The organism is Bacillus sp. FSL M8-0350 (genome assembly GCF_038593345.1).
Taxonomy (GTDB): domain Bacteria; phylum Bacillota; class Bacilli; order Bacillales; family Bacillaceae; genus Bacillus; species Bacillus safensis.
In genome coordinates this window covers 2,913,243-2,940,085 of sequence record NZ_CP151985.1, presented here as the reverse complement: position 1 = coordinate 2,940,085, position 26,843 = coordinate 2,913,243, and the positions used below count along the sequence as shown (strand labels likewise).

28 protein-coding genes are annotated in these 26,843 nt (G+C 41.0%); 23 read left to right on the top strand and 5 right to left on the bottom strand.

What is annotated here, in order from left to right; translation table 11 throughout:
• Positions 1-6 precede the first annotated feature (6 nt).
• The 4 genes from NSS80_RS15485 (at position 7) to NSS80_RS15470 (ending at position 3,132) form a co-directional block, all read left to right on the top strand.
• Positions 7-1,299, top strand: a complete 1,293-nt coding sequence (locus tag NSS80_RS15485) for a hemolysin family protein (protein WP_024423287.1) — start codon at positions 7-9, stop codon at positions 1,297-1,299.
• Positions 1,300-1,412: 113 nt separating this feature from the next.
• The gene (locus NSS80_RS15480; protein ID WP_025094201.1) at positions 1,413-1,814 is read left to right on the top strand and encodes a secondary thiamine-phosphate synthase enzyme YjbQ; all 402 of its coding nucleotides are present in this window, start codon (positions 1,413-1,415) and stop codon (positions 1,812-1,814) included.
• A 16-nt stretch (positions 1,815-1,830) separates the two neighbouring features.
• The gene (locus NSS80_RS15475; RefSeq protein WP_224426583.1) at positions 1,831-2,859 is read left to right on the top strand and encodes a nitronate monooxygenase; all 1,029 of its coding nucleotides are present in this window, start codon (positions 1,831-1,833) and stop codon (positions 2,857-2,859) included.
• Between the two features lie 24 nt (positions 2,860-2,883).
• Entirely contained in the window at positions 2,884-3,132 is a 249-nt protein-coding gene (locus NSS80_RS15470; RefSeq protein WP_024423284.1) for a hypothetical protein, read from the top strand.
• Between the two features lie 21 nt (positions 3,133-3,153).
• Here the strand turns inward: NSS80_RS15470 and NSS80_RS15465 are convergent, their stop codons facing one another.
• Positions 3,154-3,894: a protein-glutamine gamma-glutamyltransferase gene (locus NSS80_RS15465; protein ID WP_041115839.1), complete on the bottom strand. Its 741-nt coding sequence runs from the start codon at positions 3,892-3,894 to the stop codon at positions 3,154-3,156.
• A 156-nt stretch (positions 3,895-4,050) separates the two neighbouring features.
• On the opposite strand from NSS80_RS15465, the gene NSS80_RS15460 reads away from it, so the two are divergent.
• The 5 genes from NSS80_RS15460 (at position 4,051) to NSS80_RS15440 (ending at position 13,278) form a co-directional block, all read left to right on the top strand.
• Positions 4,051-6,042, top strand: a complete 1,992-nt coding sequence (locus tag NSS80_RS15460) for a methyl-accepting chemotaxis protein (protein ID WP_041115841.1) — start codon at positions 4,051-4,053, stop codon at positions 6,040-6,042.
• Between the two features lie 125 nt (positions 6,043-6,167).
• Positions 6,168-8,159: a methyl-accepting chemotaxis protein gene (locus tag NSS80_RS15455; RefSeq protein WP_046313381.1), complete on the top strand. Its 1,992-nt coding sequence runs from the start codon at positions 6,168-6,170 to the stop codon at positions 8,157-8,159.
• Positions 8,160-8,332: 173 nt separating this feature from the next.
• Positions 8,333-10,309 carry a methyl-accepting chemotaxis protein gene (locus NSS80_RS15450; protein ID WP_317221868.1) on the top strand — a complete coding sequence of 659 codons (1,977 nt, stop codon included), beginning with the start codon at positions 8,333-8,335 and terminating at the stop codon, positions 10,307-10,309.
• A 365-nt stretch (positions 10,310-10,674) separates the two neighbouring features.
• Entirely contained in the window at positions 10,675-12,663 is a 1,989-nt protein-coding gene (locus tag NSS80_RS15445; protein ID WP_041115847.1) for a methyl-accepting chemotaxis protein, read from the top strand.
• 90 nt (positions 12,664-12,753) lie between these two features.
• Positions 12,754-13,278 carry a type 1 glutamine amidotransferase domain-containing protein gene (locus NSS80_RS15440; protein WP_024423278.1) on the top strand — a complete coding sequence of 175 codons (525 nt, stop codon included), beginning with the start codon at positions 12,754-12,756 and terminating at the stop codon, positions 13,276-13,278.
• 62 nt (positions 13,279-13,340) lie between these two features.
• Here the strand turns inward: NSS80_RS15440 and NSS80_RS15435 are convergent, their stop codons facing one another.
• Positions 13,341-14,333, bottom strand: coding sequence for a Gfo/Idh/MocA family oxidoreductase (locus NSS80_RS15435; RefSeq protein WP_034282511.1), 993 nt, complete (start codon positions 14,331-14,333; stop codon positions 13,341-13,343).
• A 197-nt stretch (positions 14,334-14,530) separates the two neighbouring features.
• Here NSS80_RS15435 and NSS80_RS15430 point away from each other — a divergent pair, with 197 nt between their 5' ends.
• The 4 genes from NSS80_RS15430 to NSS80_RS15415 all read left to right on the top strand — a co-directional run bounded on the left by NSS80_RS15430 (position 14,531) and on the right by NSS80_RS15415 (position 17,926).
• Positions 14,531-14,908 (top strand): hypothetical protein, encoded by a 378-nt coding sequence (locus NSS80_RS15430; protein WP_317221869.1) that lies wholly within the window; start codon positions 14,531-14,533, stop codon positions 14,906-14,908.
• A gap of 66 nt (positions 14,909-14,974) precedes the next feature.
• A complete protein-coding gene (locus tag NSS80_RS15425) occupies positions 14,975-16,117 on the top strand; it encodes an AI-2E family transporter (RefSeq protein ID WP_024423275.1) in 1,143 nt (380 codons plus the stop codon).
• Between the two features lie 127 nt (positions 16,118-16,244).
• The gene (locus NSS80_RS15420) at positions 16,245-17,078 is read left to right on the top strand and encodes an undecaprenyl-diphosphate phosphatase (protein WP_025094210.1); all 834 of its coding nucleotides are present in this window, start codon (positions 16,245-16,247) and stop codon (positions 17,076-17,078) included.
• A gap of 374 nt (positions 17,079-17,452) precedes the next feature.
• Positions 17,453-17,926 (top strand): hypothetical protein, encoded by a 474-nt coding sequence (locus tag NSS80_RS15415; protein ID WP_024423274.1) that lies wholly within the window; start codon positions 17,453-17,455, stop codon positions 17,924-17,926.
• 35 nt (positions 17,927-17,961) lie between these two features.
• Here the strand turns inward: NSS80_RS15415 and bioB are convergent, their stop codons facing one another.
• The 3 genes from bioB to NSS80_RS15400 form a co-directional block, all read right to left on the bottom strand.
• A complete protein-coding gene (gene bioB / locus NSS80_RS15410) occupies positions 17,962-18,957 on the bottom strand; it encodes a biotin synthase BioB (protein ID WP_268414873.1) in 996 nt (331 codons plus the stop codon).
• A gap of 151 nt (positions 18,958-19,108) precedes the next feature.
• Positions 19,109-19,459, bottom strand: coding sequence for a hypothetical protein (locus NSS80_RS15405; RefSeq protein ID WP_024425911.1), 351 nt, complete (start codon positions 19,457-19,459; stop codon positions 19,109-19,111).
• Between the two features lie 217 nt (positions 19,460-19,676).
• A complete protein-coding gene (locus NSS80_RS15400; RefSeq protein ID WP_024423272.1) occupies positions 19,677-20,054 on the bottom strand; it encodes a helix-turn-helix transcriptional regulator in 378 nt (125 codons plus the stop codon).
• A gap of 159 nt (positions 20,055-20,213) precedes the next feature.
• On the opposite strand from NSS80_RS15400, the gene NSS80_RS15395 reads away from it, so the two are divergent.
• From NSS80_RS15395 to NSS80_RS15350, 10 genes are all read left to right on the top strand, one after another.
• Positions 20,214-20,477 carry a helix-turn-helix transcriptional regulator gene (locus NSS80_RS15395; RefSeq protein ID WP_317221870.1) on the top strand — a complete coding sequence of 88 codons (264 nt, stop codon included), beginning with the start codon at positions 20,214-20,216 and terminating at the stop codon, positions 20,475-20,477.
• Positions 20,474-20,626: a hypothetical protein gene (locus NSS80_RS15390; RefSeq protein WP_169737554.1), complete on the top strand. Its 153-nt coding sequence runs from the start codon at positions 20,474-20,476 to the stop codon at positions 20,624-20,626. Before NSS80_RS15395 ends, NSS80_RS15390 begins: the two co-directional genes overlap by 4 nt.
• On the top strand, positions 20,604-20,846 hold the full coding sequence (locus NSS80_RS15385) for a hypothetical protein (RefSeq protein ID WP_029707371.1): 243 nt from the start codon (positions 20,604-20,606) through the stop codon (positions 20,844-20,846). The genes NSS80_RS15390 and NSS80_RS15385 overlap by 23 nt, the downstream gene beginning before the upstream one ends.
• Before the next feature lie 50 nt (positions 20,847-20,896).
• On the top strand, positions 20,897-21,298 hold the full coding sequence (locus NSS80_RS15380; protein ID WP_317221871.1) for a holliday junction resolvase: 402 nt from the start codon (positions 20,897-20,899) through the stop codon (positions 21,296-21,298).
• Complete coding sequence (locus tag NSS80_RS15375) at positions 21,295-21,501, top strand: XtrA/YqaO family protein (protein ID WP_024423268.1); 207 nt, start codon at positions 21,295-21,297, stop codon at positions 21,499-21,501. Before NSS80_RS15380 ends, NSS80_RS15375 begins: the two co-directional genes overlap by 4 nt.
• Before the next feature lie 131 nt (positions 21,502-21,632).
• Positions 21,633-22,151 (top strand): sigma-70 family RNA polymerase sigma factor, encoded by a 519-nt coding sequence (locus tag NSS80_RS15370; RefSeq protein WP_024423267.1) that lies wholly within the window; start codon positions 21,633-21,635, stop codon positions 22,149-22,151.
• Between the two features lie 152 nt (positions 22,152-22,303).
• Positions 22,304-22,948 (top strand): phage terminase small subunit, encoded by a 645-nt coding sequence (terS, locus tag NSS80_RS15365; RefSeq protein WP_041115855.1) that lies wholly within the window; start codon positions 22,304-22,306, stop codon positions 22,946-22,948.
• Positions 22,949-22,956: 8 nt separating this feature from the next.
• Entirely contained in the window at positions 22,957-24,258 is a 1,302-nt protein-coding gene (locus NSS80_RS15360; RefSeq protein ID WP_198527494.1) for a PBSX family phage terminase large subunit, read from the top strand.
• Entirely contained in the window at positions 24,255-25,712 is a 1,458-nt protein-coding gene (locus NSS80_RS15355) for a phage portal protein (RefSeq protein ID WP_041115859.1), read from the top strand. Before NSS80_RS15360 ends, NSS80_RS15355 begins: the two co-directional genes overlap by 4 nt.
• A 38-nt stretch (positions 25,713-25,750) precedes the next feature.
• Positions 25,751-26,839, top strand: coding sequence for an XkdF-like putative serine protease domain-containing protein (locus tag NSS80_RS15350; RefSeq protein ID WP_317221872.1), 1,089 nt, complete (start codon positions 25,751-25,753; stop codon positions 26,837-26,839).
• Positions 26,840-26,843: the final 4 nt, after the last annotated feature.

Genomic DNA, 26,843 nt, shown 5'->3' with positions numbered 1-26,843 from the left:
GTTTTTTTGTATATTTTAAACGTATTTTTAGTCATATTACTCATTGCTGCGACAGCATTTTTTGTTGTCACTGAATTTGCGATTGTGAAAATTAGAGGCTCTAAAATCAACCAGCTGATCGAAAGCGGTGATAAGAGAGCCATCCATGTTCAAAAGCTGATATCAAATCTCGACGAATATTTATCCGCCTGCCAACTTGGCATTACCATCACGGCCTTAGGTCTAGGGTGGCTGGGTGAACCGACGGTGGAGCATTTTCTGCATCCGCTGTTTGAAAAAATCGGGCTTCATTCTGCATTGACTGACATCCTTTCGTTTATCATCGCATTTGTGATCATTACGTTTTTACATGTCGTGGTGGGAGAGCTCGCGCCTAAAACAATTGCCATTCAAAAGGCAGAGGCCGTCAGCCTTGTGACAGCAAAACCACTCATCTTTTTCTATAAAGTCATGTACCCGTTTATTAAGGCGTTAAATGGGGCTGCACGAAGCATCGTGAAATTATTTGGTTATCATTCTGTCAAAGAACATGAAGTGGCGATCAGTGAGGAAGAATTGCGACTCATTTTATCTGAAAGCTATGAGAAGGGTGAGATTAACCAATCTGAGTACAAATATGTGAATAAAATCTTTGAATTTGATAACCGAGTGGCGAGAGAGATCATGATCCCGCGTACAGAAATTTCAGCCATAGAGATTGAACAGACCTTAGAAGACGTGACCCATTATATGCTGAACGAAAGGTACACACGCTACCCTGTTATTAAAGAAGACAAAGATCATGTGATTGGTGTTATTAATAGTAAAGATGTATTTAAGGCCAGCTTCCTAAATCAAGATGTATCTATTGAAGACTTAATGCGTCCGGTGATCCGAGTGATTGAAAGCACCCCTGTTCAAGAATTGCTCATTTTGATGCAAAAGGAACGAATCCATATGTCAGTGCTCGTAGATGAATACGGAGGTACAGCAGGACTTGTCACAGTAGAGGACATATTAGAGGAAATTGTCGGAGAGATTCGAGACGAATATGATCAGGATGAAACACCTCATATCGTTAAAAAAGGTGATTTTCATTATGTGATGGATGGGAAAGCATTGATTGATGAAGTAAATGATTTATTGGATTTAGCCATTGAGAATGATGATGTTGATACAATTGCAGGCTGGATGATGACGCATAAATTTGATTTTGACATTGGAGATACGATTGAAGCAGAAGGCTGTGAATTTACGATCATTGATGCTGAAGACCACCATATTCGAACCATTGAAGTCAAAAAGGTTCACTTTTCTTAAAAACCTCGCATTGCTTGACGAGGTTTTTTTGCTTGGTAAACTTTAGATAAGAAGATTTGTTTCACATAAAAAGGGTATGGTTTTTATAGAAACATCAAAAAGGAGCAGCTCATATGAAAAAAATCAATGTACAAACAGACAGACGCGATGACATGATCGATGTCACACACGAGGTTCTCCAATATGTCAGGGAAACAGGCATACAAAACGGAACTGTCATCGTCTATTGTCCACATACGACAGCTGGGATCACTATTAATGAAAATGCGGATCCAGATGTGAAACGGGATATGCTTCGCCGGCTTGATGAAGTCTTTCCGTGGAAACATCCAAAGGATCGCCATATGGAAGGAAATACGGCAGCACATATGAAAGCGAGTTATATGGGGGCGTCTCAGCATGTTCTCATTCATGATGGAGATCTTGTGCTAGGCACGTGGCAGGGAATCTATTTCTGTGAGTTTGACGGGCCGAGGCAGCGTCATTTTTATGTACAAGTGATGTCAAACGAGTAAGAGATGGGGGAAATAAATGGGGGATATCAAAAAGTTGCAAATCGAACATGGAATCATCCAAGCGCCAATGGCAGGAGGAGCTGTGACACCGCAGCTGGCAGCCGCTGTTTCAAATTACGGCGGGCTTGGCAGTCTGGCAAGTGGATATGTGCATCCTGACGATTTGAGACAGCAGATTAGACAGGTCAAACAGCTGACATCTCGCCTGTTTCAGGTCAATGTGTTTGTACCAGAGCCAATTCCTGATGTGAAAAAAGAGGATGTGGCATTTTGGGAGAGGAAACTGCCTGTATGGCCCGAAGCTCATAGGATGCCAAGCGAAGAAGAATTGTGGGATGATTTTGAACAGAAAGTCAACATTCTTCTGGAAGAAGACGTTCCGATTGTTTCCTTTACATTTGCCTGTCCAAATGAACAAACGATTCACCGCTTAAAACAAAAGGGAATCTTTTTAATCGGAACGGCCACAACAAAAGAGGAAGCACTGCTTTTAGAGGGAAAAGGAATGGATGCCATTGTTCTGCAAGGATGTGAAGCAGGAGGGCACCGCGGCACATTTTTACGTGCAAAAGGAGACGCTCTGCTGGGACTCATCAGCCTGATCTCAGATGTCAAACGGGTCTGCCGCGTGCCTTTGATTGCCGCAGGAGGCATCACGGACCGATCAGGTGTCAAAGCAGCGCTAGCGCTTGGAGCAGATGCGGTTCAAATCGGTACACGGTTTTTAGCCAGCAAGGAAAGTGCTGCGGCAGAAGTATATAAGAAGGCTATTTTACAGGCAGAAGGCAGTGAAACAAAGGTGACCAGACTTTTTTCTGGGAAAAGAGCGAGAGGTATTGTGAATCAGTGGATGGAGGATGAAAGCCTGCATGAAGATCGGGTTCTTCCTTATCCAGTTCAGCATGTATGCACAACACCGATGCGAAAAGCAGCTGCTGCCGGCGGTAACCCTGATCAAATGGCTCTGTGGGCAGGACAGGGGGTTGGACGTATTCACTCGATTTTAAGCGTTGAAGACATCATGCACGAACTGACGCAGACATAAAATCATGATGGGTGGTGTGACAGGATGGACATCTTAAAACATTCCTACCGTAAAAAAGGCCAGATTGAATTTTGGTTTGATGATTTCCCTCATTCTCCTGCTGTCCTTACGCCCATTCGTCATTACTATTTTGTTCGCTACGTGAAATGGAGCCGGCACGACTCGCCGGTTACAAGAAAAGATTTAGAAGAAATGGAGGTCCTTGCGAACACGATGCTTGGCACACTCCAAAATTATCGTAAACGCAAGGCATACAAAAGCCCCTTGTCATAACCAAGAGACAAGAGGCTTTTTTTAGCTGCCAAACATTTGCCTGAGATAAATGACATCCATCCGGGTAGTCTGCGGTAATAAATAAGCGGATTGAACCGCACCTGGCCGTCTTCTCTTATTCAGTTTGTCGATAATTTCTGCCGCTGTTAAAATTCCAAGTCCATGACCGTAATATTGATCTTCTCCTAAGTAAATCACATTTTCCCCGCGCCATTGCGATTGCTGATAGCTAAACTCTGGATTTTCGAAATATAAACAATCCCCATAGATAAAATCATTCCCGCGCTCTGTATAAATCGACAAAGTATCATAGTGCCAGTCATACAGTGTTAAACTGCGAAGTCTTCGATTAAACTTCTCCTCTCCTACTGTTTGCAAAACCCCCATATAAAACACAATGACAATCGCTGTTGCGCATTCAAATGCATATTTTGAGCCATTTTCAAAAATGTCTTGAATGCCTCTTGATGGCTCCACTTGATAGCGCAGCTCTAGTGCTCCTGCTTCCGACACACGCCAAAACGCATCATTTGCACGCGACCTTTGAAAGATGGCGAATGAGGCACCGCTTTTATTCAAATCTCTTGCAGCATTCATAATGTTCGATCTTAAAGTGACCTCAAATAACAAATCAGATGCTTGCCTATAGCGGAACGTATCATTCGAGGCCTGTAACTGCATCAAAATGATCCGCTTTTGTCCCTCTAGCTGAAACGATGCCAGCTGCTCATTTGTCACTGGCTGTCCTGAAAGGATAATCATATGAAAAGCGCCCCCTTTTGTATTAGCGTATGCAGGGTGCTTGGGCAAGGAATCAATTTGTGAAAATAAACAAAATAGCATCCTTTTTATTTGAAAAACATGAAAATACTATGAAGATGTCCGATATAAAACATATCGTTTAAAAGGAGGAAAAACATGAAAAGTGCAATAAAATGGTTGAAAAAACCATCGATTTCCAAAAGACTGATTATTTCATTCACACTTGTTCTCGTCTTGCCAATCATTACACTCAGTACGATTTCATATCAGATTGCCAAAGAAGAATTAGATCATGAAATCATGTACGGAGCAAAAGCAAGAGTCAATGATATGAATGACATGATCGAGCAAAAGCTTTTGAATAAAGAAAACGCGGTGAAACTTTTTACTCAAACAACAACTGCTGCAGACTTTAAAAAGAAAAACCAGGACGAACTGTATGAGCATTTTGAAATATACAGCAAAATCAACGAAGATGATGTAGTTGGATTTTATGCAGCAAGTAAAAATCGTGATTTCATTCAGTTTCCTAAAGTAGACATGCCAAAAGGCTATGACCCAACAACACGCGATTGGTATCAGCAAGCGATGCAGGATGAAAAAGGTGAGCCAGTTGTCACCAATCCATACATTTCTGCTACAACAAACGGCATGGTGGTCACGATTGCCCAGCGCCTGAAGGACGGGTCGGGAGCGATCGGAATCGACATTGATGTGCAAGACATTGTTGATAAAATCAAAGAAATTAAAATTGGACGAGAAGGATATCCAATTATTGCAAATAAAAGCAAACAAATTGTAGCCCATCCAGAAGAAAAGTCAGGATCTGAGGTCACAGGAAATATTTCATCAATCCTTTACAGCGGCAAAGAAGGAACATCAACTTATGAGAATAAAGGAGAACAAAAACGTATCGTTTTTGTCACAAATGATTTAACAGGTTGGAAAATTGCTGGAACGATGTTTGTATCAGAAACAGAAGAAGCAGCACAGCCAGTTTGGAATTCTGCCATTATTCTTTTAATTTCTTCATTTATCCTTGGCGGTGTCGCTATCTTCTTCATTGTTCGCTCGATTACCATTGGACTGAGAAGGCTTGTTGATTTCTCAGAAAAGGTGAGTGAAGGGGATTTAACAGAAACCCTCGAAACCAAATCGAAGGATGAAATAGGAGATCTCACAAGAAGCTTCAGCAAGATGAGTGAATCTCTTCGTGACGTCATTCGCGCTGTACAGCAATCTGTCGACAACGTGGCTTCGGCTTCAGAGGAGCTGACGGCAAGTGCCAGCCAAACGAGTCAAGCAACAGAGCATATCACGATGTCAATTGAACAATTTTCAAATGGAAATGAAGCACAAAACGAGAAAGTCGAATCTAGTACGAATCAGCTTGTGGCAATGAACGAAGGATTACAAGATATGTCACAAACCTCATCTGAAGTGGCTGCTGTCTCTATTCAATCAACAGAAGCTGCTGGTCAAGGCGGCCGAATTGTTGAAAGCACAGCAAGCCAAATGAAACATATTGATACATCTGTACAAGAAGCAGAGCAGGTCATGAAAGAATTAGAATACAAATCTAAAGATATTACGAGTATTTTAAATGTCATTAATGGCATCGCGGATCAAACGAATTTACTTGCGCTTAATGCAGCAATTGAAGCAGCAAGAGCAGGTGAATCAGGACGCGGATTCTCCGTCGTTGCAGAAGAAGTGAGAAAACTAGCAGTCCAATCCGCAGATTCAGCGAAAGAAATTGAGAAGCTCATCCAAGAAATTGTGCTAGAAATTGCTAAATCTCAAGATATGTTCAAAGCAGTCAATCGAGAAGTAAACGCAGGACTCGGTATGACAGAAGAAGCAAAAGAAAGCTTCCAGCACATTTATGAGGCGGCAGAAGGAATGTCGAAAAAACTGTCGCAATTAAACGATACAGCTATAGACCTATCGAGCGGTTCAAAGCTTGTTTCACAAGCGATGCAGGAGATGCGCCAAGTCTCTAGAGAAAGCGCAGCAAACATTCAGGACATTGCGGCTTCTGCAGAAGAGCAGCTAGCATCTATGGAAGAAATCACATCTTCTTCTGTGACACTTGCCAACATGGCAGAGGAACTAAAAGAGCTCACAAGTCAATTTAAAATTAATTAAATAATGATGAAAAAGTATCCAGAATTGTCTGGGTATTTTTTTTATTTTTAAACGTCATTTCCAGCCTCTAAAAATACACCTTTCATCCGATAATAACTTTAGAGAAGTAAAGGGGGAAAGTTAAAATGGGAAAAATGATCCAATGGTTCAAAAAACCATCCATTTCAAAGAAATTAATCATTGCCTTTTTGGTCGTCCTTATTCTGCCAACTGTGGCACTGACAATTAGTGCGTTTTTTACATCAAAGACAGAGCTAGACAAACAGATTATGGGCAGTGCGATGAGTCAAGTTAATGCATTTGATACCTTAATCAATGAGAATATTGGCAACAAATCAGATGCTGTGACACTGTTTTCAGACTCGCTCAAAGCGTCTAATCTTCAAGAAAAAAATAGAAATGCGACCATTAAAGAATTACAGCAATTTGGAAAAATTAATGAAAAAGATGTATCCGCAATCTATGCAGGCTCTGAAAAGGGATTGTTTATGCAATATCCAGTTCAAAAGATGCCAGATGGCTATGATCCAAGAGAACGTCCATGGTATCAAGAGGCATTGAAAGCAGAAAACGGAGAACAAGTCATCACAAAACCATATGTAGCAGCATCCACAGGCAAAATGGTTATCACGATTGCCCAAAAAATGAAAGATGGTTCAGGTGTCATTGGTCTTGATATGGAAATTGACAGCCTGCTCCAAAAACTAAAAGAAATCAAAATTGGGCAAAAAGGCTATGCTTTCATCATGGAAAAAGATAAAACAGTTTTAGCAGATCCAACCCAAAAGCCAGGAAGTCAAGTCAATGAAAATCTGGCCAGTATTATTTTTAAAAATAAAGAAGGAAGCGGCAGCTATACCCTCAAAGGAACAGATAAAAAGGTTGCATATGTCACCAATGAATTAACTGGCTGGAAAATTGGTGGAACGATGCTCGTATCTGAAGTAGAAGAAGCGGCAAAGCCCGTTTTCAATACAGCCATTATCGTATTCAGTGTCACACTCATTGTTGCAGGAACCCTCATTTTCTTTATCGTCCGCTCTATTTCAAAAAGATTATCCAATCTTGCCCGCTTCTCGAAAAAAGTCAGCGAAGGTGATTTACGCGATAAGCTTCAGATCCAGTCAGATGACGAAATTGGACAAGTTGGTAAAGGCTTTAATACGATGATTGACTCATTGCGATCTCTCATTGGAGCCGTTCAAACTTCAGTCGAGAATGTCGCATCTTCATCAGAAGAACTGACTGCCAGCGCAGGACAAACAAGTAAAGCAACAGAGCATATTACACTAGCCATTGAACAATTCTCCAGCGGAAATGAAAGCCAAAATGATAAAGTCGAATTGAGCTCAGAAGAGTTAGAGGAAATGAACCGCGGTCTTCAGAATATGAATGAATCGGCTGAATCCATTACTGCTTCATCGATCAAATCAACAGATATCGCAGGGGAAGGCGGCCAGCTTGTTGAAAAAACCGCTTCTCAAATGAATGTCATTGATCAGTCCGTGAAAAAAGCAGAAAATGTCATCAGTGCACTTGAAAGTAAATCGAAAGACATTACCCAAATTCTGGGTGTCATCAATGGAATTGCCGATCAAACGAATTTACTTGCGCTAAATGCAGCGATTGAGGCAGCAAGAGCTGGTGAATCTGGCAGAGGCTTCTCCGTTGTAGCAGAAGAAGTAAGAAAACTGGCGGTTCAATCTGCCAACTCGGCAAAAGAAATTGAGAATTTGATTAAAGAAATCGTGCAAGACATCGACGTATCACAGGAAGTATTCACTGCAGTGAATCGAGAAGTTCAATCAGGCCTAAGCTTCACTGAACAAACGAAAGTAAGCTTCCACAATATTTTCGAAATGACAAAAGAAATTTCTGACCAGCTTCAAACAATGAATCAAACCGTTGTTCAGCTTTCAAAAGGCTCGGCACATGTGTCAGAGGCTGTTCGTGAGATCGCAGACGTATCACGTGAAAGCTCGGCAAATATTCAAGACATTGCTGCTTCAGCAGAAGAACAGCTGGCATCAATGGAAGAAATCAGCTCGTCCTCTGCCACACTCTCTTCTATGGCAGAAGAATTACGCGATTTAATTAGCAAATTTAAGGTTGAATAGACAGGAAGAAAAGAGCCTCCAGATAGAGGCTCTTTTTCATTGAGTAAATCAAAAGAAATGGGTAATTATACTTATTTTTTGGATTTTTTGAACATTATTCCTTGAAAAATAATTCATATTACCTAAGAATAGAAGAGGGAGACCACAAATCATAAATCAAAAGGAGTAGAGTCATGAAAAAAATCAACTTTTTTAAGCACTTTACGATGTCGAAGAAATTAATTACTGCATTCTTAGCGATTCTCCTAGTGCCAATTCTCGTATTGGCTGCATTTTCTTATGAAGTGGCATCAAAGTCTCTTAATGATGAGATTATGTCTAGTGCTGCAAATGGTGTTCAACAATTAAACGAACTCATTAATAAAGATATACAGCCTAAAATTGACATGGTTTCATACTTATCTAAATCGATCAAAAAGGGTGAATTGACTGCTAAAAACAAAGATTTACTCAAAGTGAAATTAGAGCAATTATCGGAAACAGATGACGATGTAGTAGAAGTATTTATTGCAGATCAAAATGGTAAACTAACTGAATATTCGGAGATTCACAAAGGTAATGCAAAGAGCGCAAAAAATGAAACTTGGTTTCAGAAATCGATGGGAGAGAAGAAACTCATCATTTCAGATCCTTTTGCCGATAAGTCATCAGATGACCTGCTCATCACAATATCAGAACAGCTAGCAGATGGATCTGGTGTGATCGGGGTGAATGTACGCTTAAATACGGTTGTAAAAGATACAAACAGCATCAAAATTGGCCAAGAAGGCTATGCGTTTATCGCCACATCAGATCAGCGTTATGTGGCCCATAAAACCGATAAGGCTGGTACAAAGCTGACTGGTGACTTCATCTCAAAACTATATGATAAAAAAGAAGGCAGCTTTGAATATGAATACAATGGCCAGCCGAAGCAAATGTTTTTTGACACAAATGAAGCAACCGGCTGGAAGCTTGCTGGAACAATGTATGTGAATGAAGTAAAAGAAGCCGCACAGCCAGTGCTCGACTTAACAATGATCATTCTTGCGGCTGCGATTGCCATTGGCGGAATCGCGATTTATTTTATTATTAAATCGATTCGAAAGCCACTGATAGAGCTCTCTGAATCGGCTGAAAAAATCAGTCAAGGTGATTTGACCCAGTATATTGAAGTTCGTACGCACGATGAAATTGGTAAGCTTGCGCAAAGCTTTAACGACATGTCAGCAAAGCTGAAACAAGTCATTCAAGCTGTCCAAAATTCCATTGAAAATGTGGCTGCTTCGTCTGAAGAGTTAACGGCAAGTGCAGGACAGACAGCTCAAGCGACCGAGCATATCACATCATCTATTGAACAGTTCTCAAACAGCACTGAACATCAAAATGATATGATCGAAAAAAGCTCAGTCCAGTTAAACGAAATGGATCGGAGCTTATCGCATATGGTCGACTCGACCTCTCATATGATGGAATCGTCGATCGAATCGAGCAAAACTGCTCAGGCTGGAGGAGAACTCGTTCAAAAAACAGCAGGTCAAATGCAAACCATAGAGCAGGCAGTAAAAGAAGCAGAGCTTGTCATTGCAGGCTTGGAGCAGAAATCAAAGGATATTACAAACATTCTTGGGGTCATCAACGGTATTGCGGATCAAACGAATCTCCTTGCTTTAAATGCTGCGATCGAAGCCGCACGAGCAGGTGAAGCAGGCAGAGGTTTCTCTGTTGTCGCAGAAGAAGTCCGCAAGCTGGCAGAGCAGTCAGGAAGCTCTTCAAAAGAAATTGAAAGCCTGACGAACGAAATTGTGGAGGAAATAGAAAAATCGCAGAAAATGTTTAAACAAGTAGCAGGTGAAGTACAATCTGGATTAAACATTACAGATGAAACGAAAGTGAGTTTTGAGAAAATCACTGATAAAACATCAGAAATGACAGAACAAATGAAACAAATGAACAGATCAGCCGAAGAGCTATCGCATGGCTCAAATGATATTTCTCATGCGGTGAATCAAATCAAAGAGCTCTCAAGAGAAAGCTCAGCAGGCTTCCAAGATATCGCGGCATCAGCAGAAGAACAGCTTGCATCTATGGAAGAGATCAGCTCATCCTCTGCCACTTTATCTCAGATGGCAGAAGAACTAAGGGAGCTTATTAAACAATTTAAAATGTAAGAGAGTAGCGAAACACCTGACGGCAAAACGTCAGGTGTTTCAGCGTGTAGACAAACCTTCAAATTTGGTGTCAGGTCTGCGCGCCGGTGCTCACGAATCTTTTATTCGCTCTGGTACTCGTTCTTCCTAGACTGCAAAGGTTTTCTATCACACTGAAAAAGAAGACAAAGGGCTAAAATCAAGAACATTTTAGCCCTTTGTCAACAATCTTAAGCACCTGACGCCAAAACGTCAGGTGTTTTTCCATTCGATGCATATAAATTGGGTAATTTGGACTTATTTAGACTTTAATAAGTTAAAAAAGTAAAGAACCTAGTAGTACTTCCGATATATATACTATCTTACTAAAAGGAGTTTTCTTTTTTATGAAATTCATACAGTATTTCAGAAAGCCATCTATTTCAAAAAAGCTCGTATTCTCTTTCTTATTTATTCTTTTATGTCCAATCATTGTATTGGCATTCTCTTCATACCATACGGCAAGCACCTCTTTAAATGATCAAATTATGCAAAGTGCAAAGGAAAACGTAGAGCAGCTAGATAAAAATATTACGAAGGTTGTCAAAGTGAAAACAGACGCAGCCGATTTCTTTAGCAAATGGATCACGGAGAAAAAGCTCAAGCAAAAAGGAACGACCGATATTCAAGGACGCTTTGAGCAGTTCATGAGTATGAATGATGACACAGAAGGCATTTTTGTCGCTTCAAGTGACGGCAAAGTGTTTTCAAGATATCCTAATCAAAAAATGCCTGCAGGTTATGTCGCAACTGAGCGGGATTGGTACAAAGACGGCTGGGCGAAAAACGGTGAGCTGTCTGTTTCAGCACCATATGCAACGGCTTCAACCGGTACACTTGTGGTAACCATTTCTAAAAAACTAGAGGATGGATCAGGCGTCATCGCGATGAACCTAGACATTGCGAATCTAGTTAAAGAGTCCAATAGCATTAACATTGGGAAACAAGGCTATGCCTTTATTGGAAGTCCAGACCGTACATATGTGGCACATCCAACGAAAAAAGCAGGAACAAAATTATCTGGTGAATGGTTAGAAAAAATGTATTCACAAGATAACGGATCTATGAGCTATATGTTTGAAGGAAAAGAAAAGCAAATGGAGTTCACCACAAACAAGGCGACTGGCTGGAAAATTGTCGGGACGATGTTTGTCAGTGAAGTAGAAGAAGCTGCACAGCCAGTCTTTAACATGGCCGCCATCATTTTAGCCGGCGCGCTTATCATTGGCGGGATTCTGATCTTCTTTATCATCCGTTCCATTACAAAACCACTTTCCACTCTTGTCTCTTCTTCGAAGAAGATCAGTCAGGGAGATTTAACAGAAAAAATTGATGTCCGCTCAAAAGATGAAATTGGACAGCTTGGCACAAGCTTTAATGAAATGAGTGAGTCCCTAAGAGATGTCATTCAAGCAGTACAAACATCTGTTGAGAATGTTGCTTCATCATCTGAAGAACTGACGGCAAGCGCAGGTCAAACAACTAAAGCAACCGAACATATCACATCATCTATTGAAACATTCTCAAACGGCAACGAAAATCAAAGCGAAATGGTGGAACAAAGCGCGGTTCATTTAAAACAAATGAATGAAGGACTGAACGAAGTTGCCGAAACGTCTGATGTCATCACAGCGTCATCTGTTCAATCAAAAACAGTCGCAGAAACAGGCGGACAGCTTGTGGAGCAGACTGTTGGCCAAATGAAGACGATTGACCATTCAGTGAAAGAAGCTGAAGGCGTGATCAACGGGCTAGAGCATAAATCAAAAGATATCACAAACATCCTCGGCGTGATTAACGGCATTGCGGATCAAACGAATTTACTTGCACTAAATGCTGCCATTGAAGCAGCACGCGCAGGCGAATCAGGCAGAGGCTTCTCTGTTGTTGCGGAAGAAGTGCGTAAACTAGCGGTTCAATCATCGGATTCAGCAAAAGAGATTGAAAAGCTTGTGAATGAAATCGTTACTGAAATCGAAACATCTCAAAATATGTTCAAAGCAGTGAATGAAGAAGTGAAAAGTGGTCTTACTATTACAGATCAAACGAAAGAAAGTTTCTCACAAATAAATGAGCAAACAGCGGAAATCGCAGCAAGAATGAATGAAATGAATACAACGGTGCGCGAGCTGTCGAAAGGATCTGAGCAAATTTCTAAAGCAGTAAATGAAATTGCAGATGTATCAAGAGAGAGTTCAGCAAGCATCCAAGATATCGCAGCATCTGCTGAAGAGCAGCTTGCTTCTATGGAAGAGATTAGTTCTTCATCCACAACTCTTTCCCAAATGGCGGAAGAATTACGTGATTTAATTAAAAAATTCAAGATCAGCGAATAAGGTCAAGTGGTTCTCCTCAAGGGGAACCGCTTTTCTTTTTAAGAGGACATCTCGTACAATAGAGGAAATCGAAAGAAGAGGAGAGATAGTATGCGTTTATCAGATAAGAAGGTCATTGCGTTTGTCAGCGATGATTTTGAAGATTTAGAGCTGTGGTATCCGGTTCTGCGTTTAAGAGAAGAAGGGGCGACTGTCCATCTTGTAGGTGAAAAAGCAAATCATGAGTACATCGGGAAGTATGGTGTGCCGGCGGTATCTGATGCAGATTTTTATTCCATTCAAGCTGATGATTATGATGCTGTGCTAGTCCCTGGCGGATGGGCGCCTGATAAACTGCGCCGTTATCCAGAAGTATTAGACATCGTCCGTACATTTGATGCGAAGGCAAAACCAATCGGTCAGATTTGTCATGCCGGCTGGGTGCTGATATCAGCAGGAATCCTGAAAGGCAGACAAGTGACAAGTACACCAGGTATTAAAGACGATATGACAAATGCTGGTGCGGACTGGTTCGATGAGGCAGTTGTCACAGATGGCCACCTCATCTCCAGCAGACGCCCGCCGGACCTTCCGCCGTATGTGAAAGCATTTGCGGATGTGTTAGCCGCAAAATAAACGACTGACACGAAACAAAGGGCGAACAAAAAAATTTCGCCCTTTGTTCATCATTTCATGCCCTATACATTTTGTCTGTCGGCAGGATACAACACACCCATTTGTCTTCTCGCTTCGTCCATGACGGACATGGTTTGAACAGATAGGGCAAATGTATTGACAGGAGACTGCCCCATTCCCTGCTGAATACACTCAATAAAATGATTGATTTCATAAGACATAGCTGGCTGATCATCTTTGAGAGAGATGTCAGTTTGATGTCCGTCACGGTCGTGTATCGTGATTCGTGAAGGACGGTGGAATTGATCAATCACCATGGTGGCATCCTCGCCTTGAATTTCAGCCGATAAATGAGACGTTGAAATTTTAGAATGAAAAAGAAGTGCTTGATGCCCGTCATACTGTAAAAGGACTGAACCGTTCCCATCCACACCAGAAGAAAGCTTATAGCCTCTTGCGGTGATTTGATTCGGCAGACCAAATAAGTATATGACTGGGTAAACGAGGTACACCCCGATATCCATTAAAGAACCGTTGGATAGCTCAGGCTTAAAGGCATTTGGAAGCTCGCCGCTTCGATAGGCATCGTATCTTGAAGAATATTTACAGTAATGCGCGACCACTTGCCTGATAGGTCCAAGCTGATCAAGATGCTGTTTGATTTGAAGGAAATTAGGCAGAAATGTCGTTTTCATCGCTTCCATCAAACACACTTGATGTTTTTTCGCTGCGGCAATCATTTCTTCCACTTCTTTTCGATGAGAGGCGAATGGTTTTTCGCATAAAACATGCTTTTGATGCCCCATCATCAACATGGCTTGCTCTTTATGAAGGGCATTTGGACTCGCAATATACACGGCATCAAACGTATCACTTTCCGCCATTTGTTGTAAGTTCGTAAAAACCGTATCAATCCCATACTTTTCGGCAAAGGCCTGTCCTTTTTCAGCGGACCGTGAATAGACGGCTGTACATGTAAAATCAGCCAGTTCTTCACCAGCTTGTAAGAACCGATCTGTAATCCAGTTCGTTCCGATGACAGCAAATCGAATCATGTGATTCCCTCCTTCTGCTTTTCTCTGATTATACATGCTTTGAAAGCGTTTGTATGAAAGAATATTCTTTTTATTGATAAGCGGATGAAACCTTTATATAGGCTGAAACGTCTTACATAAAGGATATAAATGTACGAAAAGTGGGTAGTTTCTTCCTTCTTCGGGTAATACTCAGGATAGAAGGGAGAGGAGGAAACTTGAAGCGCGTCCTGCATATAGGAAGTACATACACCATAGCGGCTGGTATTTTTCATGTGATAGAGCCGAGCGGCTTTGCCCGCATGATGCCAGGCTGGCCATTTCCATATGTAATGGTCTATGCGACTGCATGTTTTGAATGGCTGCTGGCCGTGCTGCTTCTTTTGCCAAATGTCAGGATTACAGCGGCAAAATCCATTGCTGTCTATCTTGTACTCATTTTCCCTGCAAACTTATTTGCTGCTCGTGAGGGAATACCATTTCCAGGTCAAGAAGATACAGAACAAGCCTTGCTATGGATAAGGCTTATTGGACAGCCGATTCTCATTGTATGGGTGATGTCTATTGCAAAATGGAAAAAAAAGCTGAAACAATGACCACCATATCATGATCAAGTAGTGTACAATTTACTCATAAAAATAGCCCGTGTTTGGAGGAACGATATGAACTCTATGCAAATGTGGAGCAGTCGATTTAGAAAATTTTTTCTTGATAACAAGTTTGTTCTCTTTTTACTCGTCCTGTTATTAATTGGATTGAATATCCTTGTTTTCATGAAAACATCATTTATTTTCACACCGCTCATTGTACTCGTCAAAACCATTGCCTTACCGATTATTTTAACGGGGGTCGTGTATTATTTATTAAATCCAATTGTCAACTTGTTAGAGAAAGCAAGAATTAAGCGGATCTATTCCATTTTGCTTTTATATATTGTCATTATTGGGATTATTACAGTGACCATCGTGTCCATCATTCCTTTTTTACAAGCTCAAACCATGAGTCTCTTTCATAATCTTCCGAAATACGTCGATACGGTAGAAGATCAAATTAGACAATTAACAGGAAGTAACTTTATTAATCAAGTGCAAAACTCGATGAACTTTAACGTGTCTGAATTAGTAAGTAAAGCATCCAGTCAAGCGACGAAGATTTTGGAAAGCACCTTTACCGGTGTAGGAACATTCTTAGGGGCGCTCACAGAAGTCATCATCTCGATCGTGACTGTGCCGTTTATTCTGTTTTATCTATTAAAAGACGGCAAAAAGCTGCCTGACTATCTATTGAAATTTTTCCCAAGTAAAATGAGGGAACATACACATATCATGCTTCACGAAATGAACCACCGTCTGAGCTCGTATATTCGCGGACAGATCATTGTCAGCTTCTGTATCGGTGTTCTTCTGTTAATCGGTTATATGATCATTGGACTTGACTATGCGCTGCTGCTCGCTATCATTGCTGCATGTACAAGCATAGTGCCTTACCTTGGTCCAACAATTGCGATTACACCAGCGATTGTGATTGCACTTGTGACGTCACCAGTAATGCTGTTAAAACTCATTATAGTCTGGACAGTGGTTCAGCTCGTTGAAGGGAAATTCATTTCTCCTCAGGTGATGGGGAAAAACCTTCATATTCATCCCATTACGATTATTTTTGTTATATTAACAGCTGGTAAATTGTTCAACGTGGTCGGCATCATTGTCGCTATTCCGACGTATGCCGTTCTGAAGGTCATCACGACTCACTTATTTGATTGGTTCAAAATGCGGTCCAATTTGTATAAAGAAGAAAAGGTTTGATGTCATAATCTTTTTTTGAAAAAAATATAGTATCATAAAGACGAGCTTTCGATGAAGGAAGCTTGTCTTTATGTGGACATAGATGTTTAGCGTGTTCAAAAGATCAGAATTGAAAGGAAAGAAAATCATGAATCTATGGGATTTATTCGTGGCACTGGTTTTAGGAATTGTCGAAGGATTAACAGAGTACGCACCTGTTTCATCTACAGGTCACATGATTATTGTCGATGATCTTTGGTTAAAATCAAAGGAAATTATTACGCCAGAAGCGGCCAACACATTTAAAGTCGTGATTCAGTTAGGCTCAATTTTAGCCGTTATGATCGTGTTTAAAGATCGTATTTTAAATTTATTGGGCTTAAAGAAAAATATCACAGAAGAGCAAAAGCGCAGCGGGCATAAACTGACCATCGCCCAAATTGCAGTTGGACTTGTTCCAGCCGTCATTTTAGGATTCTTATTTGAAGATTATATTGATAAATACTTATTTGACGTCAGAACAGTCGCTGTCGGTTTGATTTTAGGGGCAGTGCTGATGCTTGTCGCTGACTGGATCAATAAACGAAAAACAGAAACAAGCTCTGTCGATAACATGACGTACAGACAAGCTCTTTATATTGGACTGTTTCAATGTTTAGCATTATGGCCAGGCTTTTCGCGCTCAGGTTCGACGATCGCAGGCGGGGTTATTCTTGGTTTGAATCACCGTGCTGCGGCAGACTTTACATTTATCATGGCGATGCCGATTATGGCAGGAGCAAGCTTGTTAACCCTTGTGAAAAATGCCGAATATTTAACACCGGACATGCTGCCATTCTTTATCGTCGGCTTTGTGAGTGCGTTCGTTGTGGCTCTCTTTGTTGTTCGATTCTTCCTAAAACTGATCAATAAAATCAAACTGGTGCCTTTTGCGATATACCGAATTATCCTAGGTGTGATTTTATTTATCCTGTTCATGTAATACTGTAAACTACTCTTTTATAAGAGTAGTTTCAGCGTGTAGACAAACCCTCGCATTCTTTGTCAGTCCTGCGCGCTGGTGCTCACGAATGTCAAATTCGCTCCGCGCCAGTGCTCGTCCTTCCTAGACTGCAAAGGTTTTCTATCACGCTGAAAAAAAGACAAAGAGCTAAAATAAACATCATTTTAGCCCTTTGTCAACAATCTGAAAAAACTACTCTTTTATAAGAGTAGTTTTTTTGTGATTTCGCCTAATTAAACAGTAAAAATACCCTCTTAATTGGTAGAATAAGAATTTTTTTCATAAATTAGTGTTTAAGAGACAGATGAAGGGGTAGTACATAAACATACCAATTAAAGGAGGAGTTAGAAATAATGAGAAAAACAAGCAAAATGTTTGTTGGTTCTGTCATCGCTACGTCAATGATTGCTGCCCCTCTATCTCTTACGACTTTTGGTCAAACGGCTGAAGCTGCTACAACAACAGGTGTTGATGGAAGTGTCTCAATTGATCCAGTAGCCATTGCCGATAAAATTGAACAAGCAGTAAAGTCATCTCAAAATCGTGATGGATTCGTAAAAAATGCAGCATACAGTGCGTTCTATGAAGCAGGTCAAAACTACAACGTAGTTGTCCAAAACTTAAGCCAAGACCACGACTTTAGCGGTCTGAACAATGTTGTTTACTATGATAGTGTTGAATATGACGGTATTACGTTTGGTATTTGGGTATTTGAAGATGGTACGTTTGTCAATAATGGCGACGGTGGATATATTAACTGGACGTTTGTCGGCAGCTTTGACCGAGAAGATGGAAGCGGAACTGTCGATTTTCATAAAAGATTCTAATCTTAAAAGTCTGCCGGTGAATCGGCAGACTTTTTTTATAACGCACATTCTTCTATTTCAAACCCTAAATCTTCAATGATGTGATGATCCGTTTGGACTTTCTGGCCTTTTGTTGTTAAATAATCACCAACAAAAATGGAATTTGCGGCATAAAGTGCGAGCGGCTGGAGTGTCCGTAAATTAAACTCTCTACCTCCGGATACCCGAATTTCTTTTGTTGGGTTGACAAATCTCATCATTGCCAGCACTTTCAATGCTTTGATCGGATGTGTCCGTTCTTGATGCTCAAGCGGTGTTCCTTCGATGGCATGAAGAAAGTTGACTGGAATTGAATCCGCATCAAGTGCTCTGAGCGCAAAAGCCATTTCAACAATTTGCTGATTGGTTTCACCCATTCCAATAATGACCCCTGAGCAAGGTGACATGCCAGACTGTTTGACCTGCTCAATGGTCGACACGCGGTCATCGTATGTATGAGTTGTCGTAATATGAGCATGATGATCATGATGTGTATTGATATTGTGATTATACCGATGAACACCCGCTTCCTTCAGCCGCTTCGCTTTTTCTTCATTTAATAACCCAAGACAGGCACACACCTTCAAAGGCATCGTTTCAGTGATCTCCTTGACTGCTGCTGTGACTTCATCTAATTCCCTATGAGAAGGCGCTCTCCCGCTTGCCACAATACAATAAGTCCCGGCTTTTCTTTTGAGAGCTTCACGCGCACCAGCTACAATGGTCTTTTGATCAAGCATTGTATATCTTTCAACTGGTGCTTTTGAAATCATCGACTGTGAACAATATCCACAATTCTCAGGGCAATATCCACTTTTCGCGTTAAAAATCATATTTAATTTCACCTTTTTTTGAAAAAAATGAAATCGCACTTGATAGGCTGCATGCATAATAGGTAACAATTCTCTATCGTCAGCTTCAAGAATGTCTAGACCCTCTTGCGCCGTGATCGGTTCATTTTTCATCGCCTTCTCCGCTATTGCTTCCCAAGACAAAGACAGCTGCTCTCTCATCATGAATGCCCCCTCAATATGTTAACTTATATTTATTAAAAGTTAACATATTGAGCGGATGTTGGCAATCATGTTTCAGATGAAACCAACTCTAAACACCAAAAGGCGATGACTTCATGTCATCGCCTTTAGATATGTAAAGCTAGATTGTTTATCGAACAGTAATATAGTTAATCACAAGCTCGCCTAGTGAATTATAGTAGGAAACTGTTACAGAACCGCGTTGTACAGCGCGAATCCAAGTGAAGTTTGGAGCTGTTTGATCTAATTGAATCGCATACGTTGCACCCGACACAGAAATTTGGCTTGCTGGAAGAGAGACGGCGATTGAAGAACCTACAGAAAGTGTACGGTTCACCGTAATTACTTTATTCATAATAGGAGCTTTTGCTATGACTGGTTCTTTTGGCTGTGCAGCTGCATGAGCACCTTCAGTTTGAGAGAACGTAAGAGCACCTACAGCAGCTAAAGACAATGTACAGATTTTCATGAATTTTTTCATCGGTAACACTCCTTTTTTTGGTATATACATATATTAATAATAATAGAATTATTTGTCAATTAATATATATGAAAAAAAGAGTAATTATGGTGAAAATTGTCACATATTTGTTGAAAAAGACATGATTTTTTATTCATATGCTATTTCTTTTTTAAGGGAAAAAGAGGTATAAAAAAAGCTGGGTTTGTCCCAGCGTAAAGCAGATGAAAAGAGATGATCAATGGTCGTCACGCTTTTTTGGCTGACGACCTTTTTGCTTCTCTTTCTCTCTAATGTAGTTAATAAAATCGATGGTTTGTCTTCGTGCTTCTTCGGAAAAATCTGAGGCTGCTTTAAACGCAATTTGCAAATCAGGATCGTCTGCAAGATCGTCATCGGGCCTGCCTTTGTCCTTACCTGTGAGAAGATAATCGGTTGAGACCCCATATAACTCGGCAATTTTCACAATCATTTCACCGTCGGGTTTTCTCAAGCCGTATTCCCAGTTTGCATAAGTGGACATTGCCTTTAATCCGAGTTTTTTAGCAACTGTTGACTTGCTCCATCCATGCTTCTCTCTTAATTCAGTTAGAATCTTCCCAGTCAAATTATCCATCAGAAACACCTTTTTTCATGTTATGAGTAAATTTTATCATGAATTACACGGAAAAGATAAATAAATACACAAAAAGAATAAAAATGTGATTGACTTACTCGTTACGTGTATATTATCATAATGAATATAACTTACACATATTGAGTAAGAGGTGGACAGATGAAACTTGAAAATTTACGAAAAGAGCGCATATTGCAAGGTAAAACACAAACCTATATGGCGAAAAAATTGGGATATAAGTACACAAGCGGCTATGCGAATATCGAAATGGGCAGAACGAAGCCTAGCTTAGAAATAGCAAAGCATATTGCAGATCTGCTGAATACCGGGGTTCAAGAGCTTTTTTTTGGCCAAAAGTTACACGAAAAGAGTAATTGTTTAAGAGAAGATCGGTTCTTAGAAAAGGGGAGACGAACAGAATGAATATTGAACATCCAATGGTGACTCAGATAAGTGACTTTGGTTATCCAAAAAGTTATTGGTTATATGACATGAAACGATATGGATACCAAACAGAAATTGAGGACAGCTTGGAGGGAGCTGAAGAAGATGAGACATCAGCTGACGTTTGATGCTAGAAAAGAAGCGCAGCTTTGTTTAGACCAAGCTGGCGGCTGGATCGCCTTTCATCGTCAGAAACCGATGTTTGTTTTTGCCACAGCAGAAGAGAAAGAGACATATATGACCCTCCTGGAGGCTAAGGTCGATGATACAAAAAAGGAGGAATCAGGGCAACGTGAAACGATGGGAGCAAATCATGACATTTTTGAAATGCTTGCTCAAAGCGAGTAAAAACGAACAAGACATCCGCCAGTGGTCAAAGGATGACGGGAGATCATAACATGGTCATCCATTTAATGATTGAACATGAGCATTTGTTAACAAAAGAGACATTGATGAAAAGAATACGATCAGCTGCAAAAGGGCAATGCCCCCAAAAATTAAAAGGCGCACTATCACTTGAAATTCGTTTATTTGATCACATGCCGTTTGACATAGCTGACTGCCAAAAAAAGCGTACATACGCAGAAAAAGGGTTGATACGCCCAGTACACGTCAGCATCTTTCAGCCGAATCTACAGCATATTCAAGAAGCACTTCATTCTATAGCTGATGAAGTCCCTCTGCAGATGGTCGATTTAAGAGTTTCCCAGTTTTATAGTATGTGTCCAAGAGTTGAAATCATTATCAATACGGTAGGTGGTGGCACGAGGCCATCACCAAAAAAGGAGACAAACATATGAACGAGCCAAAACAACTATTCATTCAAGAAAACCAAACATTTGTCGGTGAGATGGAAAAAGGAAAAATTCAAGTCATCGTGTTAGATGGGAATGTAGGAACGGCTTATAAAATGGATGTACCTGAACATGGAAAAACCATTATTCAAACGGCAAAAGGTCATTTTGCAAGAGTAGATCACGAGATTGGTTTTAAAATCAGCTAACTGACTGAACACATCAAAGCACAATATTATGTCCAAGACGGAAAGCCTGCGGACACTGATCAAGACCCTGCTAAAAGGGGGCTTGATTGGTGTCCGTTTTTTATTTTCTTAAAAAAAGGGAGAGAGCCAATATGCAAGATTTACTCATTGAATATAAAAGAGCTTTAAAGAATGCTAGAAAACAATATGAACCATTTAAAGAAAAAGAAGAACATCAGCTGTCCGTTCAAGACAAGCATGATAAAAAAATGATCGCCAGTATGGTAAGCGATCTGGAATACGTAGTAGAATGGCTTCAAATCGGAAGAGAGCCAGGTGCGCGCAGAGGATTAGACAGACGTTCAGTCTATCAGCGTACCATTCTCGCAAATCCAGAAGTGTTAGAGGCTTTATCACATGAATATACCCTTATTCAAGAGAAAGAAAGAGAAGTCAGTGAGAGAGACAAAAGACGAATTGATGAAGCTTTGTCTGTTTTAACAGATCGAGAAAAGGACGTATTCTTTATGCACACAACACAAGGGTTATCGTTTAGCGAGATTGCGGTTATGCTGGATGTCAAAAAAGGAACTGTCCAAAAACATATGGAAAGAGCGCGGACGAAGATGTCCAAAAAAGTACAAGAACGCCTATTCAGAGCTGCTGAATAGGTGTTTTTTCTGTTCAAAAATAAATCAGCTAAAGCTTGTCTTACAGTTGCCACCTATAGTTAGAAAGACCAAACGAATGTTTGCTAGCCCTACACAAATGATTCCTTCAGGGGGAATCATTCGAATTAAAAGGAGGCGGCAGGTGAATGTAAATGAAAGATAAACGGATAGAGGCCAAGCAGGATTATATGAAGGGGATGACGTACCAGCAAATTGCTGATCATTACAATGTCTCGATCCATACCGTCAAATCGTGGAAAAGACGATACGGATGGCAAAGACAAAAAACTTCGTCAAAGCAAGCACACTCGATTTTCAATCAATTTCTTTCAGATGAAACGATTGAAATCATGGAGAAAATGGATGGACGCACATCGCTTGATTTAATCTGGGACCAAATTCAAATTCAATATGCAGCCATTATTCGGGCGCAGCGAATCATGTATGTAGCAGATCAGGAGGACATGATCAAAGAGCTGAAAAAGGCGGCATACATGCCTTCTTCATTAGAAGAAACAGGCGAAAGCATTCAGACAGAACTAGACATGACCTCAGAAGAATACTCGTTTCAGTTTTCATGGGATCGGCATGCCACGTTTTTAAATGCACAATCCCGTGCAATGGGTGAACTCAGGCGTCTAATAAAACAGTTTGAAGAGCTCGCACATGCAAAGGATGAACGAAGATTAAGGCTGAAGCAAATTGAACTGACGATCGAAAAAACAAAAAAGGCAGTGCGTGAAGAAAAAGAGGAAGATCTTCAAATCATGATCAAGCGAAAAGAGGACGACTCATGACGCCATTGATTGAAAAAGAAGTCAATCCTCACTTTGAACACTTTCTATTCGATTGGAATCAAAAGTTTCAATTTTTAGTCGGAGGCTATGGCTCCTCCAAAAGCTATCACATTGCTTTAAAGCTTGTCTTAAAACTGCTGGAAGAAAAGCGGACAGCACTTGTCATTCGAGAGGTGTATGATACGCACCGCGAATCAACCTTTTCTTTATTACAAGAAATCGTTAGCGACCTCGGCATCGACCACGTGGTGAAGTGCCGAAGTTCGCCGCTTGCACTAACGTTTCGAAACGGCAGCAGCATCTTATTTAAAGGACTGGACAAGCCTGAAAAATTGAAATCGATCAACAACATCTCGATCATTTGGATTGAGGAATGTTCAGAGGTTTCTTATGAAGGCTTTAAAGAGTTGCTTGGAAGGCTGAGGCATCCGTCCTTACCGCTTTATATGATGTTATCGACCAATCCTGTTGGTCAGGATAATTGGACGTACAGACATTTTTTTCGAGATGAACAGCTGAAGCGATTTGTTTTAGATGACGAAACATTATACAAAAAGCGAACCGTTGTCATCAAGGATACGTATTACCATCACTCCACGGCGGAAGATAACCTATTCCTTCCTAAAAGCTACGTGAAGCAGCTGGATGAGCTGAAAGAGTATGACACAGATCTCTATCGTATTGCGAGGAAGGGGTATTTCGGCATTAATGGCACAAAGGTTTTTCCTCAATTTGAGGTGAGAAGCCATTCTGATGTATTAGAAGCCATTCAGCAGATTGACAGACCGCTGAAACGAGCAGGCATGGATTTTGGATTTGTTGAATCATACAATGCGCTCATTCGGTTAGCTGTCGATCATGAAAAAAAGTACTTATATATTTATTGGGAATATTACGACCGCGGGAAAACAGATGATGAAACAGCCACTGACCTGCAAGAGTTCATTGAATCACAGGAACTGATTAAAGCTGACGCAGCCGAACCTAAAACCATTCACTATTTTCGGCAGCGCGGCTTTCAAATGGTAGCGGCACATAAGTTCCAAGGCTCACGTTTGCAGTATACAAAAAAAATCAAACGGTTTAAGAAAATTATTTGTTCTGATGCTTGTCCATATACCATCTATGAACTTCAATCACTAACCTATAAGGCAGATAAGGATGGACGTCTAGAGGAAGATGAATTTCAAATCGATCCGCACACTTTATCAGCCATCTGGTATGCGCTGGATGATTATGAAGTGACAGATTTGAAACAGACCGCCTCAGAGCGTGTCCGTCCAAACAGAGAGAGGAGGTCCATACAATGAAACAATTGAAAGCAACCATTATGAAGGCAAACATGTCTGATCATACAAAACAAATGTATGCAGATGAATTTTCCTACGAAAAAGATGATATTGTTCCCCCGCCTTACAATATCAATGAATTAAAAAGCATGGCAGAATATTCAACCATTCTTCAGCAATGTATTGATGCGTATAAGACCAATATTTTAGGCTTTGGTTTTGGTGTAGAATATGCCTTTGACTTTAATGCAGAAGGTGTGAAACCGGCAAAAAAGAAAGCAGCAGAGAAGGAATGGACAAGACTTGAAGAGTTTACGAAATACATGAACTATGATGAGTCTGCTGATGTGGTGCTTGGCTATGTCATCGAAGACCGGGAGAAAACGGGGAATGGTTTTTTAGAGGTTCTCCGAGATGGTCAGGGAAAGCCGGCAGGAATCGAGTATTTAGATGCGCTCCATATCCGTATTTGCAAGCTTAGTGAGCCAGTTGATGTTGAATTCCGGTATACAGAAAACGGCGAATTGAAAACAATGAATCGAAAGAAACGATTCCGTAAATATGTGCAGGTGATCAATGAAAAGAAAGTCTTTTTCAAGGAGTATGGTGATCCGCGCATTTTACATTGTGAAACAGGCAAATACGATGACACCACCCCAGAGCCGCTGCGCGCAACAGAAGTGATTCATTTTAAAATCGGCAGTGGAACGTATGGGATTCCCCGCTGGATTGGCAACATCGTCAATATGTATGGGGCACGCAAGGCAGAAGAGTTGAACTATCTTTATTTTAAACAAGGGCGGCATGTACCTGGTGCCATCATTGTCGAAAATGGAATGCTGTCTGAGTCTTCCTATCAGCAGCTTCAGGATTATATGGACGATATCGAAGGCTCTGATCATGCACATAAATTTCTATTGCTTGAAGTCGAAGGTCTCCCGACGGAAAAAGGGTTAACTGGAGAAGAAGATGTCTCAAATGTCAAAGTGAACTTCAAATCCCTAGCAGAGATCTTGCAAGAAGATGCACTCTTTTTAGAATACGATGAAAAAACAAGAAACAAAATCCGCTCTGCTTTTCGCCTGCCGCCTATTTACACAGGTGAGTCTCAAGACTATAACAAAGCGACAGCCGATACGGCGCGAAAAACAACAGAAGAACAGGTATTTCAGCCTGAACGGCATCTCATCACAGGAAAGCTCAATACCCTTTTCTTGCCGGATCTTGATATTTGGCATGTTCGTTTCCTATTAAATGGTCCTGACTTTAGAGATCCATTAGAGATTGCCAAGGTTCTGACACCGTTTATTCAGGCTGGGGCAGTGTCACCAAACGATTTGCGAGATCTAGCAGGACGTATCCTTGGGAAAACGTTAGAGGAATGGCCGGAGGATCTCTATTACAGACCTTTAGAAAGCCGCATGACATCAGCCGAACAAGAGCCTCAACGAGAGGCGAATCAGCTGAAGAAATAAACCGAAGCGCATGCGCTTTTTTGAAAGGGGGTGAACATATGCCGAGAGAATTAAAAAACGCAAAAATTACGCATGTTTCCTATGTGGACAGAGCCGCAAACAAAAAGAAATTCTTTTTGATGAAGGCAAAGAAAAGCCAGCCTGATTTTCAAAAGGAGGTTAGTGTGCTGACAAAGGCAGAAGATGCTCATCGTCTTGTGTATGGTGTCGTGTATGAACCGAATACACCTGATGCACACCAAGACTTTATGTCTGCCAAAGAAATTGAAAGAGCGGCACATGGTTTTATGAAGGATGCCCGCCGCATTGACAAGCAGCATGATTTTCAACATGGTGTGGGCGAGGTTGTTGAATCATACATTGCCCCCGCTGATTTTGAGGTAGGCGGTGAGCTGATTCGAAAAGGATCTTGGGTACTTGTAACAAAGGCTTCCCAAGAGATTTGGGATCAAATCCAGAAAGGCCACATTACAGGGTATTCAATGGCTGGAACGGCAGACATCGTAGCAATAGAAGAACAAGATCAGCTCCTATCTCAAAGCACGAATGAGAGAGGGCTTTTTTCTTTGCTGAAAAATTTCTTTTTGAAAGAGGAAGGTGCAAACATGTCACAACAATTTTGGAGCGTTTTAGATCATCTGCTGGAAGCCTTACAGTCAAGTGATGGTGATGAGGCGGGTGTAAGATCAGCGCTTGAGCAATTGCTGCCAATCGTGCAGGACATTTTGAAGACAGAGGATGTGCTTCAAACGATTGGTGAAAGGCCAGCCTCCGTACAAAAACAAGATGCCGCTCTGACAACGGAGCAAGTACAAGAGCTTGAAAAAGCAAAAATGGCCATTGAACACGTCTTACAGCAGGCAGAACAGCAGGAAACAGATCAAACAGAGGAAGAACCTGTCCAAAAGGTGCTTGAGCAAGTCGTTGCACCGATTCGTCATCAGCTTTCTTCCTTAGAGAAATCAGCCAGCAGAGAAAAAGCAGCGCTTGAGCAAGTGCTTCAGCAGCAGCTTTTGCCTATTTCAGAGCGGATTCACATGCTTGAAAAAGCGCGCGGTATGTCAAAACAAACAATCCACGATACACAAAACGACAGTACAAAGCCCATATGGGATGGCTTACTATAAGCCT